Source organism: Dialister succinatiphilus, from assembly GCF_928721695.1.
GTDB lineage: Bacteria > Bacillota > Negativicutes > Veillonellales > Dialisteraceae > Dialister > Dialister succinatiphilus.
In genome coordinates this window covers 490,848-506,798 of record NZ_OV788641.1, presented here as the reverse complement: position 1 = coordinate 506,798, position 15,951 = coordinate 490,848, and the positions used below count along the sequence as shown (strand labels likewise).

The following is a 15,951-nucleotide window of genomic DNA, read 5'->3' as shown; positions in this document are numbered from 1 at the left end:
AAAGGATGAGAGGGACGAAAGGGTCCCCTCTGGATGGTATAGGAAGAAAGAGGCAAAGGAGGAATCTGCTATGAAGAGGATGGGAATTTGTTTGATTGCCGGACTGCTGGCAGCTCTTCCACTGGTTATGAATGCAGAGAAAGTTCCTTTTTACTATGGACATTCCCGGGAGCTAGATGCATCGGTGTATCACCAGGAAGAAAATTCCGGAATCCAGGAAGGGGATATGTATTTTCTTTCCTGGGATGAAAATGTCGATGCCGTCGGTTATGAGCTGGAGATTGCAGAAGAAGAGGGGGCCTGGGATGGGGAGCAGCCTTCTGGAAAGGTGGTGTACCATGTGCCGAAGGTGTATGTGCCGGGCGTTATGATTTCTTCTTCGGCGCTTCCCTTGAAGGCAGAGATAAAGGATCATCTGTACTGGAGGGTGAGACCCTTTGATTTGGACGGGAAGCCGGCAGGGCCTTTTTCAGCGCCTCGCCGGCTGGAAGGTTCCCTGGTCCCCATCCATCGCTATGCGCCGCTTCCCCGCCCCTATGATGAGGGGGAGAAGGGAGGAGCCCTTCTGTATCCCGTATATTCCTACATCGGCATTCCCGGAGCGGACTCCTACGAAGTGGAAGTGACCAGCCGGTATCCGGAAAATGAAGATGGATATGCCCCTTCCCGGTATCGTGTCTATGCAGGGGTCACTACGCTTACTGATCTCTATGACCCGGCACCCAGGAAGGGAACGTATTACTGGAGGGTACGGGGACTGGACCGGGAAGGCCATCCGGTAGGTATCTGGAGCCTTCCCCAGAAGAGGACACTGGATGTACATGGCTGGACAGTGGGAGTCTTCGGCGACAGTATCAGCCATGGCGGAGGCCACCTGTCCTTCAGCCCGGCGGACAGGGCCTACAGCTATGAATCCTATCTGTCTTTTCCAGTGGTGAATCTGTCCCAAAGCGGCGACACCAGTGCCATGATGGTGGAACGGTTTGAAAAGGATGTAGTCCCCTTTCATCTGCGCACAGTGCTTATCATGGGAGGAACCAACAGCCTTCGCGCCGGTGTTCCGGCGGAAGAGGTGATTCATGACCTGGAAACGCTGGAAATGATGAGCTATGCCCACGGCATAACTCCTGTATTTCTCACGCTGCCTCCCATCAATCCCGCCTCCATTGCCAGAGCCTTTCAGGAACCTACGGCTGAGGGCTGGCAGGCCTCTTTCCGCAGGGTGAATGATTTTATCAGAACCAGAAAGCATATAGATACGGCAGCCCCCTTTGAGGGAATGGAGGTCATGCCTCCGTCTCTGGCATTAGACGGCCTGCATGGGGACTGGAGGGCCAAGCAGGACATGGCGGCCGTGATTAATGAAGCATGGAGAAACGGCAGACCGGCTCTGGGTACATCATAAAAGGAGAGGGATAGAAAATGGAATTTCGTGTATTGAAATATTTCCTGATGACAGCCCGGCTGGGAAGTATGACCAAAGCCGCCCAAAGTCTCCACATCACCCAGCCCACCCTGTCAAGGCAGATCGCAGAACTGGAAGAAGAGACGGGCGTTCACCTTTTCGAAAGGGGAAACCGCCGGCTCGTTCTGACAGAGGAGGGTCATCTTCTTCGGAGAAGGGCGGAGGAAATGATGGAACTCATGGAAAAGACGGAAGAAGAACTTTCTTCCAGCGAAAAAAAGCTGAGAGGCTGCATCATGGTGGGCGGCGGAGAGCTGATGGTGACGGAGCGTTTTGCCTCTCTCATTTTCGCATTTCAAAAACAGCATCCCTTTGTCCGGTTCAACTATTTCACCGGGACTACCGATGAAATTGATGAACGGATGAATCATGGCCTGATTGATGCGGCCATTCTGGTCTGCCCTTTTGATACAGATGCCTTTGATTATATACCTGTGGGGCCGGATGCCCGGTGGGGAGTCTACCTGCGGACAGATGATGTGCTCGCATCCAAAGACCATATCAAGCCTTCTGATCTTCACGGGCGGGCACTGATTCTTCCCAGCAGAAAAAAGCTGAAAAAGGAAATCATCAGCTGGCTGGGGGAGCAGTTCCAGAGTATGACCGTCCCGGTGACAGAGAATCTGGGCGGCAATGCGGGACTCTTCGTGGAAGCATCAGGCTTCTGTGCCCTGTCTTCCGAAGGTGCGGTGCCTATGTACGACGAGAAGAAACTGAAGTTTATTCCTTTATATCCGGAGCGCCGCATCCAGACTGCCATTGCCTGGAAGAGGAATGTACCTCGCACGCCGGCGGTGAAGGCGTTTCTCCGTTTCTGTAAGGAAGCGCTGACGGACAGATCATCATGATGGTAGGGGGCCTGTCATTACAGAGATGGGCACCGATGGCGGCCTGCTGCCTTTGGGCTTCCTTGTTTCATAAAGCCTTATGACAAGACATCTGAAAGGAGAGGAAGATGACATGAAAACGAAAATCATACTGCTCCTTGTTCTGCTGCTCATTGGACTGGGAGACTGGAGCGAACATCATTTTACCTGCGCTGCTGAGGAAGCACAGCTGCTTCCCATTTCCTATACCGATGAGGAAATCGGAAGAAAAGAGAAGAAGAAACCGGCCGATACAGCGAGGGCGGAGGAAAAGGACAAAACAGACTTCCAGAGATAAGTGAAGAAGGCAGCGGCGGAGAAAGAATCGGGATTTTACAGGATTCCCTGAGCGGGCATGGAAAGAAAAGGGCAGAAGAAATCCAATCCGTGGCAGCTATGCTGCGAAAGAAGGGACATGGGGAAAAGAGGGGCCTGCGCTACGCCTGTCGAATCGTCAAAGGACGCCTTTCCGGCGTCTTTTTTAGTGGGAACGGGACATATGGAGAATCCCTTTCTAAGGCCCTGCCGCTTTTCCCTCCCCTTTGCCTCAGGAGAAGAGGAGGCTCCCCAAGCCCGGGGCTTGGGGGTTCTGCATGAACTTATCTAAATGTGGTAAAATATAATATCTATATCATCATATTTATGAAGGAGTTTTATATGAACGATCGGATTTCCGGAGATAATCACGCCATTGTGCTGGCCGGTATGTGTACGGCACTGGTGGTGGTGCTTTCCCTTCTGGGGTTTTACATGCCCCTTCTTTCTACGGTAGTTTTTCTTCTGATTCCCCTTCCTATTGCCTATCTGGGCATGAAGGAAGGCGTGAAATGGTCCATTGTGGTAACCACCGGCGTGCTGGTGCTGGACTCCACCTTTTTCGGTGTGGTGTCTGCCGCTTTTGTGTGCGCCATCTTCGGCCTTCTGGGAGTCACCATGGGTATATGCTACCGGTTTAAAGTGTCGGCAGCCAAGACGCTGATTGCGGGCGCCGTGGTGGTTCTTCTGGCTCTGGTGGCAGAAGGTATTGCCACCCTCTATCTTCTGGGGCTTCCCAGCCTGATTTTCGGCAGCGAAGGCCTTTCCCAGATCAGGGACAGCATGCTGGAAACGCTGCCTTCCTTCTACAGCGGCGAGGCTCTGGACCAGGCGAAGGAAAAGGTGGAGTTCCTCATGGATGCCATGGAAAAATCGGTGCCCTATACGCTGGTGGCTGTTTCTTTTTTCTACTCCTGGGCTTCCATGGCTCTGGGGTCTCATGTGTTTAAGAAAATGGGCATTACCGATATTCCCCATCTTCCTCCTTTTGAACGGTGGGAATTTCCAAAGGCCACCCTGGGCCTTTACCTTCTGGTGCTGGCAGCCCAGTATTTCTTCAAGGATCAGGAGCAGGTGTCCTATGTGGCCTACAATCTGGGCACCCTCTGCGTTTCCATTTTCTGGCTCCAGGGGCTGTCGGTACTCTGGTGGATGCCTCACCGCTATCCCTTCATGAAACCGCTCCGGCTGTTCATTATGATCCTTTCTGCTTTCATTGGTGTCATCCAGATGTTTGCGGTGTTCCTGGGCATTGCGGACATGGCTGCCAGTTACAGAAAGAAGCGGAATTACCAGTAGAGACATGGGCGGCGTCTGTATGGGCCACTCTGTGGCCCGGGTTCAAAAGGTTCAGAAGGTTCAAAGGGTTCAGAGGGTGGCGGTGGCGGCTGACGCCTTTGGACACACCTTCGGTGTGAGGGTTCTTAAGATGGACCGGCCTGCGGCCGGAGGGTTCGCAAGTTTGACGGCCCTTCGGGCCGAGGGTGGTGGATTGCCGCTCTGCGGCAATGCTTATAAAGTCAGCGTTACGGGATTGGCTTTCTGTATCGTATGGCTTGGTAAACAGTCTGCTGAATGATCTGCCTGCGGCAGATATACCCTCTATCCAGCTGCGCCAGTGGCGCCCTTTTTTGTAATCTGCGGCGGAGCCGCTACCACTACCCTTTGAACCCTCTGAACCCTCTGAACCTTTTGAACCTTCACACCGAAGGTGTGTCCAATGAACCCTCCCATCGAAGGTGCGTCCATACACATACATTTGCATTCATCTCTTATTTCGAGTAGGATTAGAGTAGGCCGGCAAAAGCCGGCGCCATAGAACCGGTTTTCAGAAATCGAGGTTACAAGAAGAAAATGCTGAATGATATCTGGGTGTATAAAAAGACATCCCGTATTATGCTGGTGCTGCTGCTGATTGCAGTGGTTATGCTCTCTACCCAGAACTGGCAGCTGGGACTTCTTCTTTTCATCATCATTGCAGGCTGCATCGTGTATATCAAGCGCTGCGATTTCTATCAGGAGAAAAAACTGTCCCGGTATCTGGACGATTTGTCCGCCGGCGTATCGGCAGGCACGGTGTATGCCGTGAAGAACCTGCCTGTGGGCATTGCCATGATGGATGAAAAAAAAGAGCTTGTGTGGGCCAATAATGTATTTAAGAACTGGATAGGGAAGGATGCCCAGGAAGGGGTGCGCTTCCAGAACCTGGTGACTGGACAGAAGATTTCCAAAATATGGGGCAAAACCGGCTGGTTTGACTGCCATGCAGGGGGAACGTTCTTCCGGGTATTTCACAAGTTTATCGACGTGGATATCGGCGGCGGCACCCAGTCGCCTTTCATGGTTTTCTATTTCATGGACCGCACCGATGTGGAAGTGGCGGTAAAGGAATGTACCGAAGCCCGGCCGGTATTCGGCATTATCCGCATTGATAACGTGTCGGAAGTGACGGCGGATATGACGGATATGGAAAAGTCGGCCCTTCTCTCCGATGTGACGGAAAGGGTGCTTTCCTATTTCTCCAGTCGTGACGGATTTATCAAACAGTACTCCACCACCGACTTTGTGACCTGTATTTCCCAGAAGGCTCTGGCAGACATGATGGAGGAAAATTTTGATATCCTCGACAGGGTCCGGGAAATCCATACGGTGAACCGCATCCCTGTCACCCTGTCCATCGGCGTGGTGCAGAGCGAAGACAGCTTTGCAAGGCAGTTCGAGGAAGCCCAGGTATCGCTGGATCTGGCTCTGGGCCGGGGCGGGGACCAGGCCATTGTCCGCATCGGCAAGGATGTCAGGGCCTTTGGTGGCAAGTCGCCTACGGCTGTCAGCTCCACCCGTGTCAGGGTGAGGGTGGTGGCCCAGGCGCTGAAGGAAATCATCGACGGCGCCGATATGGTGCTCATCATGGGCCATGCCCACGAAGACTTCGACGCCCTGGGCGCCGCCGTGGGCGTTTCCCATCTGGCCCGGTCTTCCCATAAGGAAACCCATATCGTCCTTTCGAAAGAAAGGGATACCTGCCGCAAAATGGTGGAAGCCATCGAGGGAAGCGGCGTGGCGGAAGGGCTCCTTATCGACGAAAGTCAGGCCAAAGGCATGGTGACAGACAAAACAGTGGTCATCGTGGTGGATACCCATGTGCCGGAATTGGCTGCAGCGCCGGAAGTGCTGAAAAAGGCCAAGAAAAAGGTGGTCATCGATCACCACCGGAGAGCCAGCTCCATGATTACAGGCACCCTTCTCACCTATATGGAACCTTCTGCTTCGTCAGCTTCTGAACTGGTGAGCGAACTGGTGCAGTACTACGGCGGCGAAGAGGAAATGAATGAACTGGAAGCGTCCTGCCTTTATGCAGGCATTGTGGTGGATACCAAGAACTTCGCCGTACAGACCAGCGTCCGTACCTTCGACGCAGCCAGCTTCCTGCGCCGCTGCGGCGCTGACACGAAGCTGGTACACCGCCTCTTTGAAGAAGATATCAGCAGCATTAAGTGCAAGGCAGAAATCCTGGCAGGCATGCAGCTCGTAGACGGCACCATTGCCATTGCCTCCTGCCCGGATCATGTGGAAGAAGCCCAGATTCTGGCAGGCCAGGTGGCAGACTACCTGGTTACCATCAAGGAAATCCGGGCCAGCTTCCTGTTTTACCATACCGATAAGGGACTCTGTCTTTCCGCCCGCTCCGACGGCTCTGTCAATGTACAGGTTGTCATGGAAGCCCTGGGCGGCGGCGGTCACCTGACCGTTGCCGGCGCCCAACTGGGGAAAGAGGGAAATAAAGAAAGTGCGGAGAAAGTGATTATTGCACAGGTCCGCAAACAAATAAAGGAGGAAAAAGAATGAAAGTCGTACTCTTACAGGATGTCAAAAAAATGGGTAAAAAAGGAGACGTAGTAGAAGTCTCCGACGGCTACGGCCGCAACGTGCTCATCCGTAAAGGCCTGGGCGTAGAAGGGACCAAAGCCAACCTCAATACCGCTGCCCAGCGTCAGGAATCCAAGGTATTCAAGGACCAGGTAGCCGCCGATGAGGCAGTCATCATGGCAGCCCAGCTGAAAAAAGTGAAAGTGGTCATCAAGGTCCAGTGCGGTGAGGACGGAAGAATTTTCGGCTCCGTCACCGGCAAGGACATCAGCGAAGCTCTGGAAAAGCAGTATAAGTTCAAGCTGGAAAAGAAAAATATCCGCCTGAAGAACCCCATCAAGACCCTGGGCGAATATGATGTGGAAGTATGGGTACACCAGCAGGTGACCAGCACCGTCCACGTATCAGTTGTAGCAGAATAAGAAAAACTCCACCCTGGCGGTGGAGTTTTTTGCGTCACTGGCGGCGCTTTATGGACAAGCCCCCTATGGGGCTTGAGGGTTCTAAAGTTTGACGGGGCTATCGCCCCGAGGGTTCTTAAGTTTGACAGCGGCTCTGCCGCTGAGGGTTGTTGTGGGCGCCTCTAAATTTATAGAAGGCGCCGGTTTGTATAAAACCTTTACAACCGCCCTGCGGGCGAGGAAATGCATCCCCCCTTTTTTGGTGGTTGGCGCCACCTATACAGGAGCACAGTAGAATCGACTATGAGAAGACTGCCTTTCATATCTTTATAGTCCCACCGCTCAGCGGGGGGAAGGTGGTGCCGTAAGGCACCAAAGGGGGGAAGCCACCGAAGGTGGCTCATTATCGTAGTGCTTATCATGTCATATGACACAGAAAGGTAAATCCGTAACGCTGACTTCATACTCATCGCCCGAAAGGGCGATACCGCCACTCTTTGAACCCTTTGAACCTTCTGAACCCTCTGAACCCTCTGAACCCTCACACCGAAGATGTGTCCAAAGGCGCTAGCCGCGCCCCTTTTTTATAATCTGCGGCGAAGCCGCCACCACAACCCTCGGCCCGAAGGGCCGTCAAACCTAAGAACCCTCCGGCCCATAGGGCCGGTCCATCTTAAGAACCTTCACGCTCGAAGGGCAATCCGCAACCCTACGAACCCTCTGAACCTTTTGAAACCGGCAGCCCATCACTTTGCCCCATTTCCATGGAGATGGTATAATATAGGCGTAATTGTGCGAAAAAACCGTACATGTAAATTTTCCCATCACCTGGGATGGGAATTCCGATTCAGGAAGGAAGAATGAATAATGGCAACAGCAATGGTAATTGGTGCCCAGTGGGGCGATGAAGGCAAAGGCAAGATTGTAGATTATCTGGCCGCAAAGGCAGACGTGGTGGTTCGTTCCCAGGGCGGGAACAACGCAGGCCACACAGTAGTCACCGGCGGCAAGGCATATCCGCTCCGCCTCATGCCAAGCGGTATCATGTATCCCGGCACCATCTGCATTATCGGCACCGGCGTGGTGGTGGATCCCAAGAGCCTTCTGGAAGAAATGAAACGGCTGGAAGACCAGGGAATCGATGCCCGCCATCTCCAGATTTCTACCCGTGCCCAGGTGGTTTTCCCCTACCATATCCGTCTCGATGAAGCGGAAGAAGCAAGGAAGGGAAGCCGCAAGATCGGCACCACCAAGAACGGCATCGGACCCTGCTATGCAGATAAGATCAACCGCATCGGCATCCGCATGTGCGACCTTATGGACAAGGAAACCTTTGCAGAAAAGCTGAAATACAATGTGGCCCAGAAGAATATGCTGCTGGAAAAGCTCTACGGCATGGAAGGCTTTGATTATGAAACCATGCTGGACGATTACCTGGGCTATGCGGAAAAGCTCCGTCCCTATGTAAAGGATACGAACTACACCGTGCAGACCCTGGTGAAGGAAGGCAAGAACGTACTCTTTGAAGGCGCCCAGGCTTCCATGCTGGACTGCGACAACGGCACCTATCCCTTCGTTACCTCTTCCCATCCTACCGCCGGCGGTGCCTGCATCGGCGCCGGCATCGGACCTCATATGATGCAGAACATTTTCGGCGTAGTCAAAGCCTACAGCACCCGCGTAGGCCAGGGCCCGTTCCCCACGGAACTTCTGGATGAGACCGGAGACTACATCAGAAATACGGCTCACGAATTCGGCACCGTTACCGGCCGTCCCCGCCGTGTAGGCTGGCTGGACACCCGCGCTGTCCGTTACGCTGCTGCCCTGAACTCCTTCGACTACCTGGCCATTACCAGACTGGACATTCTGGACGATATGGAAGAAATCAAAGTCTGCACAGGCTATGAATACGAAGGCAAAGAAGTGGAAGAATATCCGGCTGACCTGAACTTCCTGGAAAAGATTACTCCTGTATACAAGACCTTCAAGGGCTGGAAACAGAAGATTTCCGACATCCGCAGCTACGACGAACTCCCGGCTCTCTGCAAGGAATACCTGGAAGGTATTTCCAAACTCATCGGCGTGCCCATCGGCATCGTGTCCGTAGGCCCCAGCCGTGAACAGACCATCGTGATTAAGGATGTATTCTGATATCCACTAAAAAAACGCTCCGAAAGGGGCGTTTTTTAGTGTCAAAATGGAGGGCGGGCTGTATTCCCGAAAGTAAGAGGGTTCAGGCGCCTTCGGTGCGGTGCTTTCCAGTATTCCCGAAGGTTGACACGCCCTTACGGGCGTGAGGGTTGAGCCAGCCGCCGGGCCTTTGGCCCTGGGCTGCCAGGGTTCTGTCCGGGACCGGCTGACGCCTCCCGGACGGGTTGAGGGCTCCGCCCTCGGGAGGTATGAAGTACCGTTCCACTGGGGAGGTACGGCGCCTTCGGCGCCATCATATATATGCCTATACCGCCTGCAACAGGGGGAACAATAAAGCTCCGTGACGCTATCTTTTGATAAGTGACTCTACTTTAAGCACAGGTTATTCTGCCCCCTGAACAGGGGGAGGCCCGGCGCAGCCCGGATAGGGGGTGGCGAGCGCAGCGAGCCAGTCAGCAGAATTCCTATCATAACGTATGATATAGAAAAGCAAATCCCGTAACGCTGACTTTATAAGCATTGCCCGAAGGGCAATCCACTCTCCTCAGCGGCGAAGCCGCTGTCGCTCCCTGAGCGAAAGCGATGCACAGCGAACACATTTTGAAGGAGCGGAGTGACGCACAAAATGTAGTGAGTCGTTTCCCCTGTGGGGACACAACCCTTCTACACAACCCGCGGCGAAGCCGCCTCTCTTTTCTTTAAAATCTGCGCCCGAAGGGCGATACCACCACCCTTTGAACCCTTTGAACCCTCTGAACCCGGGCCACCCAGTGGCCCCCATGGGCGATACCACAACCCTTGGGCCCACAGGGCCCATCAAACTTAAGAACCTTTTTCCACAACCTTTCTACACAACCCACGGCGGAGCCGTGCCCCTTCGCGCCCAACAGGCGCGGCCCTCTCACGCCTTGGCCAGTACCAGGAAAATAAGCCCTGCCAGGAAGAAGAGGATATACGCCGGCAGGCGGTAGTCGGTGTAGAAGGTATCCTCCTCCCGCTCCACTTCCTGGTAGGGGCGGGCATGGAGATTTTCATAATGGCTTTCCGGAATGAGACCTTTATAAAGTTCTGACAGGTACTGGGCATAGGCCAGGGTTTCCTTGGAGAAGAACCAGAATACCGGCGTGTACAGCGGCGCCTTGTCCCGGGTACAGAGATAGGAAAGGCTTTCGGTGATGAGGCTCTTTAAAATTTCATCGGGATTGTCCAGCTTCCTTTCCGCCTTGGCCGCCATATGGTCAAAGAGCTCGTGGCAGGCTTTGATTTTTTCTTCGGAATAAAGGAAGGGAAGATTGTCCGGCAGGAGGGATATGTCGCCTACGCCCCTTCCGGGGTCCGCTTCTTTTTTCAGAAATTCCGGGAAATTTTTCTCCACCCTGTCGAAACCGGCGTATATGCTCAAAAGGGGCGGGTAGTCCCGGGCAAAGTCCTTCAGCACGAAACGGGCGATATAGAGGCGAAGCACTGCGTAATCGGCAAGGAAGCGGCACCAGCCTGCCCGGTCCCGTTCCAGCATGATGATCCTTTTCTTTTTCAGGAACAGACGGAAAATCATATGGAGCCCGTAGCTTCCCTGGGGCTTGGCCATGTAGGAAAAGAAGGCCCGCTGGCATATGGTGATGCCCATATTTTCCAGGTATTCCGTCATATCCATCAAAGAGACCTCCCTTTCTATCAGAGAAGCATGGATCCTTCAGAATCCATGCTTCTTTATTTTCCTATGTTTTCATTGTACTCCAGGCGTTTCGTTTTGGATAGTGGATTTACAGGAGCATCACCAGACAGCTCAGGGCCAGGCCGGTGAGCAGGGCAAAAAGAGGGGAATCTTCCCCCGCTTCTTCTGCAAAAGCAGGAAGGGAAGGAGTGAATTTTCTGGCCCCCTGGCAGATGCGGCAGGGCGTAAGGGAGGAAAGTTTCACGGACAGGTGGGAAAGGAAAGCCTTCGTTTCAGCAGAAAGGTAGGAAATCAGTTTCCCATCGGCCCGGCATCCGGAAAGGGAAGCCAGGGAAGCCACCATTTTTTCCATAGAACCGCTGCAGGCTCTTTCCAGCTCATGAAATTCATGAAACCGCTGCTTCACCTTTCCTTCATCCGGCAGGGACCCTATGCCCAGAATCAGGGAAGACCCTTCCAGATTCTTCAAAAGAGACAACGTGCGAAGAGTAAGGGGAAGGTGGGACAGCCCTTCCCGAAGGCCGCTGGCCATTTCATCCATGCAGCCGAAGCCGCTGGGGAAACGGCGGATAGCCTTTTCAGCCAGGTAGAGGCGAAAGAGAATGTAGTCCCAAACCAGGCCATGGTTCCCGGGGGCGGCAGACAGCAGACTGCCGGCAGGGGAAGTATAGGAAAGAAGCGCCGCTTCAATGACCCGGTATCCTTCGTATTCCATGTACTCTTTGTTATTCATAGCAAACCTCCCATACTGCCCAAAAACTGTATGCCATGTTCTGATTTTATTATAAGGAAAACGCATAGAATAAATCTAATAAAAATATCTATGATAGCCTAAAGATTATATTTTGCATTTTACCAGCTAAATTCCGCATTTCACCGGAGGATAAGAGGAGAAATTTTTCCTGTCTGTAGTATAGCTTCCGAGAAGATATAATAAAAATAGGAGAATTTCATGATACATATGTAATATCTATATGAGTGAACTGGTGAGCGGGTGCGCTGGGCCCCGCTGTGGGTTCAGGTGCCTTTCGGCGCCCGGGTTCTATCGTTCGTGTGCTGCGCACCGAACGATGGGTTCAGCCCACAGAGCGGGCTGGTTCAGAGGGGAGTTTTATATACCGCTGCCTGGGGCAGCGAAAACCATACAACCGCCTTACGGACAAGCCCTGACAGGCTTGAGGGTTCTAAAGTTTGACGGGGCTATCGCCTCGAGGGTTCTTAGGTTTGACGCGCCTACGGCGCGAGGGTTGTGGTGGCGCCTCTAAATTTATAGAAGGCGCCCTCTTATGATAAAACCTAACAACCGGGCTTCGCCCGAGGGAAAACGGGCCGACCTCGCTACACTCGAGGAAGTTTTCCCCCTTTGGTAGCTGGCGCCAACATCTTTCCAGCGGGGCGGGAGGGGGACCGCGAAGCGGTGGAAGGGGCCGCCTGAAAGGCGGCACTATAAAACTGCGGCGAAGCCGCCACCACAACCCTCGGCCTGAAGGGCCGTCAAACTTAAGAACCCTCCGGCCCTCAGGCCGGTCAATCCTAAGAACCTTCACGCCCGAAGGGCAATCCGCCACCTTCAGCGCCGCAGGCGCTGTCGCCCCCTGAGCGAAAGCGATGCACAGCGAACACATTTTGCACTATGCGAACTGGATTTGTAAGGGAGCATCAGCGACCTGAAAATCCAGTGAGTCAGTGACAGCAGTGGGTGAAGGAGCGGAGCGACGCACAAAATGTAGTGAGTCGTTTCCCCTGTGGGGACATAACCCTTCTACACAACCTGCGGCGCCAGCCGCGCCCCTTTTTTATAATCTGCGCCCGAAGGGCGCCACCACAACCCTCGGGGCCGAAGGCTCCGTCAAACTTAAGAACCTTAAGAACCTTCGGGCCGGAGGCCCGTCAACCTTCACGCCCGAAAGGGCGTGTCCAAAGGCGAAGCCGCCTTGAAAAGTATTGCCTTTATTCTCTCTATCGTGTAGCATAAATAGTGTGATATAATATAAATCTTTGCAGGGAGGGAGACCATGGAAAATTGGAAGAATCGGATTTCCATAGCCATCACCATGGATGAAGAGGGACTCACCCTTCATTCCGACGGAACAAGGAAGGAAACAAAGGCGCTGCTTACGGCAGCTCTCTGCTCTCTGCAGGGGATTCCCGAAGACCATGTGCAGGACGTGGATGCTTTTCTTTCCGTGCTGGCCAGGTCCTACAGGGAAGATGGAAGATAAATCGGTTTCCGGGGGAAATGATGGAAGAAAAACAGAATGCCTTAATCCAGGTCATTGAAAAGGACAAGGGAAGAATTGAAATTATTATAGACAAGGAGCAGTACAGGCCGCTGATGACATCCCTGTCCCAGGCCATGTGCGGTGCCTTTGACATAGCTGGCGAACATGACCGCCTGGTTTACCGTGCCATCCGGGAACTGACCCTGCGGGGCATCCGGGAAAGGGACGGCAGGTCCCATGGCGTGACCAGTGGCAGTAACAGGAGATAATCTATGGAAGAATGGACCATCAGGGCCGGGGAAGCCGGGAAGAGGCTGGACGCCTTTCTTATGGAAAGAAAGGGCTGGAGCCGGTCTTTTTTTATGAAAGCCCTGCGCACGAAAAAAATCAAAGTGAACGGGAAAAAGGAAGAGCCTTCCTACCGGCTTCAGGAGGGAGACAGGCTCCGCTCCTTTGTACTGGAGGAGAAAAGGCCGCTGCCGCCGCCGGAGATCCTCTACGAAGATGACCATATTCTGGCGGTCAATAAGCCGGCAGGCCTTCTTTCCCTGGATGTGACAGGAAAAACAAAGGACACCATGCTGGACCGGGTGAACTGTCTTCTGGCGGAACGGGGAGAAACGGCGGCCTTCCCGGTGCACCGCATTGATTTCAATACCAGCGGCATCCTTCTTCTGGCAAAAAGCCTAGAGGACAGGGACTTGCTGGACCGGCTGATCCGGGAAAGGAAAATCAGGAAATCCTACCTCTGCGTGGCAGAAGGGCGGATGACGCCACCCAAAGGGCGCCTGGAGGACCAGCTTTTCAAGGATGCCAGAAAGAACCGGGTCTACGTGGTGGACCATCCGGTGAAGGGCTCCAAAACGGCGGTGACGGAATATGAAGTGAAATCCTTCCGCCAGGGCCTTTCCCTGGTGGAATGTCATCTCCTTACCGGACGCACCCACCAGATACGCTGCCAGATGGCCCACGCCGGCCATCCCCTTCTGGGCGATGACAAGTACGGCTCCAAGGAATGGAACCGGGACAAAAAAGAAAGGCGCCAGCTTCTCTGCTCCTATAAGACCACCTTTGATTTCGCGGAAGAAGGAGGGGCCCTTTCCTACCTCTCCGGAAAGACCATCCGCCTTTCCCGCGTGCCTTTTGTGGAGAAGTACTTTAAGGGAGTGGAGATATAAGGCTGTTCTTACTGTATTCTCGAAAGCAAAAGGGTTCAGGCGCCTTTCGGCGCCCAGGTTCAAGCCGTCATCGGGCTGCCGCCCTTGACGGCTCCGGTTCCGCCCACAGAGCGGGCTGGTTCAGAGGGGAGTTTGAATGCCGCTGGCGGCAGCCGTAGAGCGGCTATAAAACTCACCGCCTGCGAGCCGCCACCATACCCCTTTGAACCCGGGCCACGCAGTGGCCCAAAGGTCCGGTCCCGCTGGCGCCATGGCCCTGGCCGATGTATAATACCTGTTATACATATCAAATGATAAGGAGAGACGTATGGAAAATCGAGACAGTTTTAAATCCCGGCTGGGCTTCCTTCTGGTCAGTGCCGGCTGTGCCATCGGCATAGGGAATGTGTGGAAATTCCCCTATATTACCGGAGAATACGGCGGTGCCGTATTTGTCCTTTTTTACCTCTGCTTCCTTCTTCTCATGGGCATCCCCGTGATGACCATGGAACTGGCAGTAGGCCGGGGCGGCAGGAAGAGCGCCGTCGGTGCCTACAGGAGTCTGGAAAAGCCGGGGAGCTTCTGGCACCTGCATGGCTGGTTCTGCGTTCTTGGATGCTACCTCCTCATGATGTACTACACCACCGTATCCGGCTGGATGGTGGCCTATTTCTGGAAATTTCTCACCGGCACCTTCAGCAGCGTGTCCCAGGATGAGATCCCACAGGTCTTTACCGCCATGCTGGGAAGTCCCTGGGAAATGGGCATCTTCATGGCCCTCACCGTATTCCTGGGGTTTCTGGTGTGCGGACTGGGCCTTCACAACGGGGTGGAACGGATTACGAAGGTCATGATGTCCTGCCTCCTTATCCTCATTGTGGTGCTGGCCCTTCACAGCCTGTTCCTGAAAGGCGGAGAGCCGGGCCTGGCCTTCTACCTTCTTCCTGACTGGGACAGGGCCGTGGAAGCGGGCCTTGGCAACGTGGCAGCAGCGGCTATGAACCAGGCCTTCTTCACCCTGTCTCTGGGCATTGGCGCCCTGGAAATCTTCGGCAGCTACATGACCGACGACTTCACCTTAACCGGCGAAGCAGTGCGCATTACAGCCCTGGACACCTTCGTGGCCCTCCTTTCAGGCCTCATCATTTTCCCGGCCTGCTTTGCCTATAATGTGCATCCCGACCAGGGCCCCTCCCTGATTTTCATTACCCTGCCGAAAATCTTTACCGACATGACCGCAGGCAGGCTCTGGGGTACCCTCTTCTTCGTATTCATGACCTTTGCCAGCTTCTCCACGGTGACGGCGGTATTTGAAAACCTCATTGCCTGCGCCATGGATAATTTCGGCTGGACAAGAAAGAAATCAGTGCTGGTGAATCTTGTCATAGTCTTCCTTTTCTCCATCCCCTGCGTCCTGGGATACAATGTACTCTCCGGCATGCACTTCATCGGAGGAAGGGACGTGCTGGACAGCGAAGACTTCCTGGTCAGCAATCTCCTCCTCCCCGGCGGTGCCCTGGTGTACCTCCTCTTCTGCGTTACCCGCTTCGGCTGGGGCTTTGACAATTACATCAAAGAAGTCAATAAAGGCAGCGGCATGAAAATGCCCCGCTGGATGAAACCCTATTTCCAGTTCATCCTCCCCGTCCTCATCCTGGTCATTCTGATCCGCGGACTTATGTGACATACAAAAAGCGTCCTCCCGGGGGCGCTTTTTTCGCGTCATAGCGGTGCTGTGGTGTATTCTCGAAAGTAAGAGGGTTCAGGCGCCTTCGGCGCCTGGGTTCAAATGGTTCAGAGGGTTCAAAGGGTGGTGGTAGCGGCTCTGCCGC

General features: G+C 53.9%; 13 protein-coding genes. 11 read left to right on the top strand and 2 right to left on the bottom strand.

Features of this window, described 5'->3' with window-relative positions:
• The first annotated feature begins 70 nt into the window (after window positions 1-70).
• From NW747_RS02325 to NW747_RS02295, 7 genes are all read left to right on the top strand, one after another.
• Window positions 71-1,405: a GDSL-type esterase/lipase family protein gene (locus tag NW747_RS02325; RefSeq protein ID WP_273187845.1), complete on the top strand. Its 1,335-nt coding sequence runs from the start codon at window positions 71-73 to the stop codon at window positions 1,403-1,405.
• 17 nt (window positions 1,406-1,422) lie between these two features.
• Window positions 1,423-2,313, top strand: a complete 891-nt coding sequence (locus NW747_RS02320; RefSeq protein ID WP_273187844.1) for a LysR family transcriptional regulator — start codon at window positions 1,423-1,425, stop codon at window positions 2,311-2,313.
• A 112-nt stretch (window positions 2,314-2,425) separates the two neighbouring features.
• The gene (locus NW747_RS02315; RefSeq protein WP_273187843.1) at window positions 2,426-2,629 is read left to right on the top strand and encodes a hypothetical protein; all 204 of its coding nucleotides are present in this window, start codon (window positions 2,426-2,428) and stop codon (window positions 2,627-2,629) included.
• 359 nt (window positions 2,630-2,988) lie between these two features.
• Entirely contained in the window at window positions 2,989-3,945 is a 957-nt protein-coding gene (locus NW747_RS02310; RefSeq protein WP_273187842.1) for a YybS family protein, read from the top strand.
• Window positions 3,946-4,500: 555 nt separating this feature from the next.
• Window positions 4,501-6,492 carry a DHH family phosphoesterase gene (locus tag NW747_RS02305; protein ID WP_273187841.1) on the top strand — a complete coding sequence of 664 codons (1,992 nt, stop codon included), beginning with the start codon at window positions 4,501-4,503 and terminating at the stop codon, window positions 6,490-6,492.
• On the top strand, window positions 6,489-6,935 hold the full coding sequence (gene rplI, locus NW747_RS02300; RefSeq protein WP_273187840.1) for a 50S ribosomal protein L9: 447 nt from the start codon (window positions 6,489-6,491) through the stop codon (window positions 6,933-6,935). Before NW747_RS02305 ends, rplI begins: the two co-directional genes overlap by 4 nt.
• Before the next feature lie 846 nt (window positions 6,936-7,781).
• Window positions 7,782-9,065 carry an adenylosuccinate synthase gene (locus tag NW747_RS02295; protein ID WP_008859771.1) on the top strand — a complete coding sequence of 428 codons (1,284 nt, stop codon included), beginning with the start codon at window positions 7,782-7,784 and terminating at the stop codon, window positions 9,063-9,065.
• Window positions 9,066-9,966: 901 nt separating this feature from the next.
• Here NW747_RS02295 and NW747_RS02290 read toward each other — a convergent pair.
• Window positions 9,967-10,722, bottom strand: a complete 756-nt coding sequence (locus NW747_RS02290; RefSeq protein WP_273187839.1) for a hypothetical protein — start codon at window positions 10,720-10,722, stop codon at window positions 9,967-9,969.
• A 106-nt stretch (window positions 10,723-10,828) separates the two neighbouring features.
• On the bottom strand, window positions 10,829-11,473 hold the full coding sequence (locus NW747_RS02285) for a hypothetical protein (RefSeq protein WP_273187838.1): 645 nt from the start codon (window positions 11,471-11,473) through the stop codon (window positions 10,829-10,831).
• Between the two features lie 1,282 nt (window positions 11,474-12,755).
• Between NW747_RS02285 and NW747_RS02280 the strand changes: the two genes are divergently transcribed.
• From NW747_RS02280 to NW747_RS02265, 4 genes are all read left to right on the top strand, one after another.
• Window positions 12,756-12,962 (top strand): hypothetical protein, encoded by a 207-nt coding sequence (locus NW747_RS02280; protein WP_008859775.1) that lies wholly within the window; start codon window positions 12,756-12,758, stop codon window positions 12,960-12,962.
• Window positions 12,963-12,979: 17 nt separating this feature from the next.
• Window positions 12,980-13,231, top strand: coding sequence for a hypothetical protein (locus NW747_RS02275; protein WP_273187837.1), 252 nt, complete (start codon window positions 12,980-12,982; stop codon window positions 13,229-13,231).
• Between the two features lie 3 nt (window positions 13,232-13,234).
• Complete coding sequence (locus NW747_RS02270; RefSeq protein WP_273187836.1) at window positions 13,235-14,140, top strand: RluA family pseudouridine synthase; 906 nt, start codon at window positions 13,235-13,237, stop codon at window positions 14,138-14,140.
• A gap of 307 nt (window positions 14,141-14,447) precedes the next feature.
• A complete protein-coding gene (locus NW747_RS02265; RefSeq protein WP_273187835.1) occupies window positions 14,448-15,803 on the top strand; it encodes a sodium-dependent transporter in 1,356 nt (451 codons plus the stop codon).
• The last annotated feature ends 148 nt before the right edge of the window (window positions 15,804-15,951 follow it).

What these genes read in the sequence shown, in the direction of transcription:
- NW747_RS02270 (WP_273187836.1), top strand. Translation starts at nt 13,235, where the DNA reads ATGGAAGAATGGACCATCAGGGCCGGGGAAGCCGGGAAGAGGCTGGAC.
- NW747_RS02305 (WP_273187841.1), top strand. Translation starts at nt 4,501, where the DNA reads ATGCTGAATGATATCTGGGTGTATAAAAAGACATCCCGTATTATGCTG.
- rplI (WP_273187840.1), top strand. Translation starts at nt 6,489, where the DNA reads ATGAAAGTCGTACTCTTACAGGATGTCAAAAAAATGGGTAAAAAAGGA.
- NW747_RS02280 (WP_008859775.1), top strand. Translation starts at nt 12,756, where the DNA reads ATGGAAAATTGGAAGAATCGGATTTCCATAGCCATCACCATGGATGAA.
- NW747_RS02315 (WP_273187843.1), top strand. Translation starts at nt 2,426, where the DNA reads ATGAAAACGAAAATCATACTGCTCCTTGTTCTGCTGCTCATTGGACTG.
- NW747_RS02275 (WP_273187837.1), top strand. Translation starts at nt 12,980, where the DNA reads ATGATGGAAGAAAAACAGAATGCCTTAATCCAGGTCATTGAAAAGGAC.
- NW747_RS02320 (WP_273187844.1), top strand. Translation starts at nt 1,423, where the DNA reads ATGGAATTTCGTGTATTGAAATATTTCCTGATGACAGCCCGGCTGGGA.
- NW747_RS02325 (WP_273187845.1), top strand. Translation starts at nt 71, where the DNA reads ATGAAGAGGATGGGAATTTGTTTGATTGCCGGACTGCTGGCAGCTCTT.
- NW747_RS02295 (WP_008859771.1), top strand. Translation starts at nt 7,782, where the DNA reads ATGGCAACAGCAATGGTAATTGGTGCCCAGTGGGGCGATGAAGGCAAA.
- NW747_RS02265 (WP_273187835.1), top strand. Translation starts at nt 14,448, where the DNA reads ATGGAAAATCGAGACAGTTTTAAATCCCGGCTGGGCTTCCTTCTGGTC.
- NW747_RS02310 (WP_273187842.1), top strand. Translation starts at nt 2,989, where the DNA reads ATGAACGATCGGATTTCCGGAGATAATCACGCCATTGTGCTGGCCGGT.
- NW747_RS02285 (WP_273187838.1), bottom strand. Translation starts at nt 11,473, where the DNA reads ATGAATAACAAAGAGTACATGGAATACGAAGGATACCGGGTCATTGAA.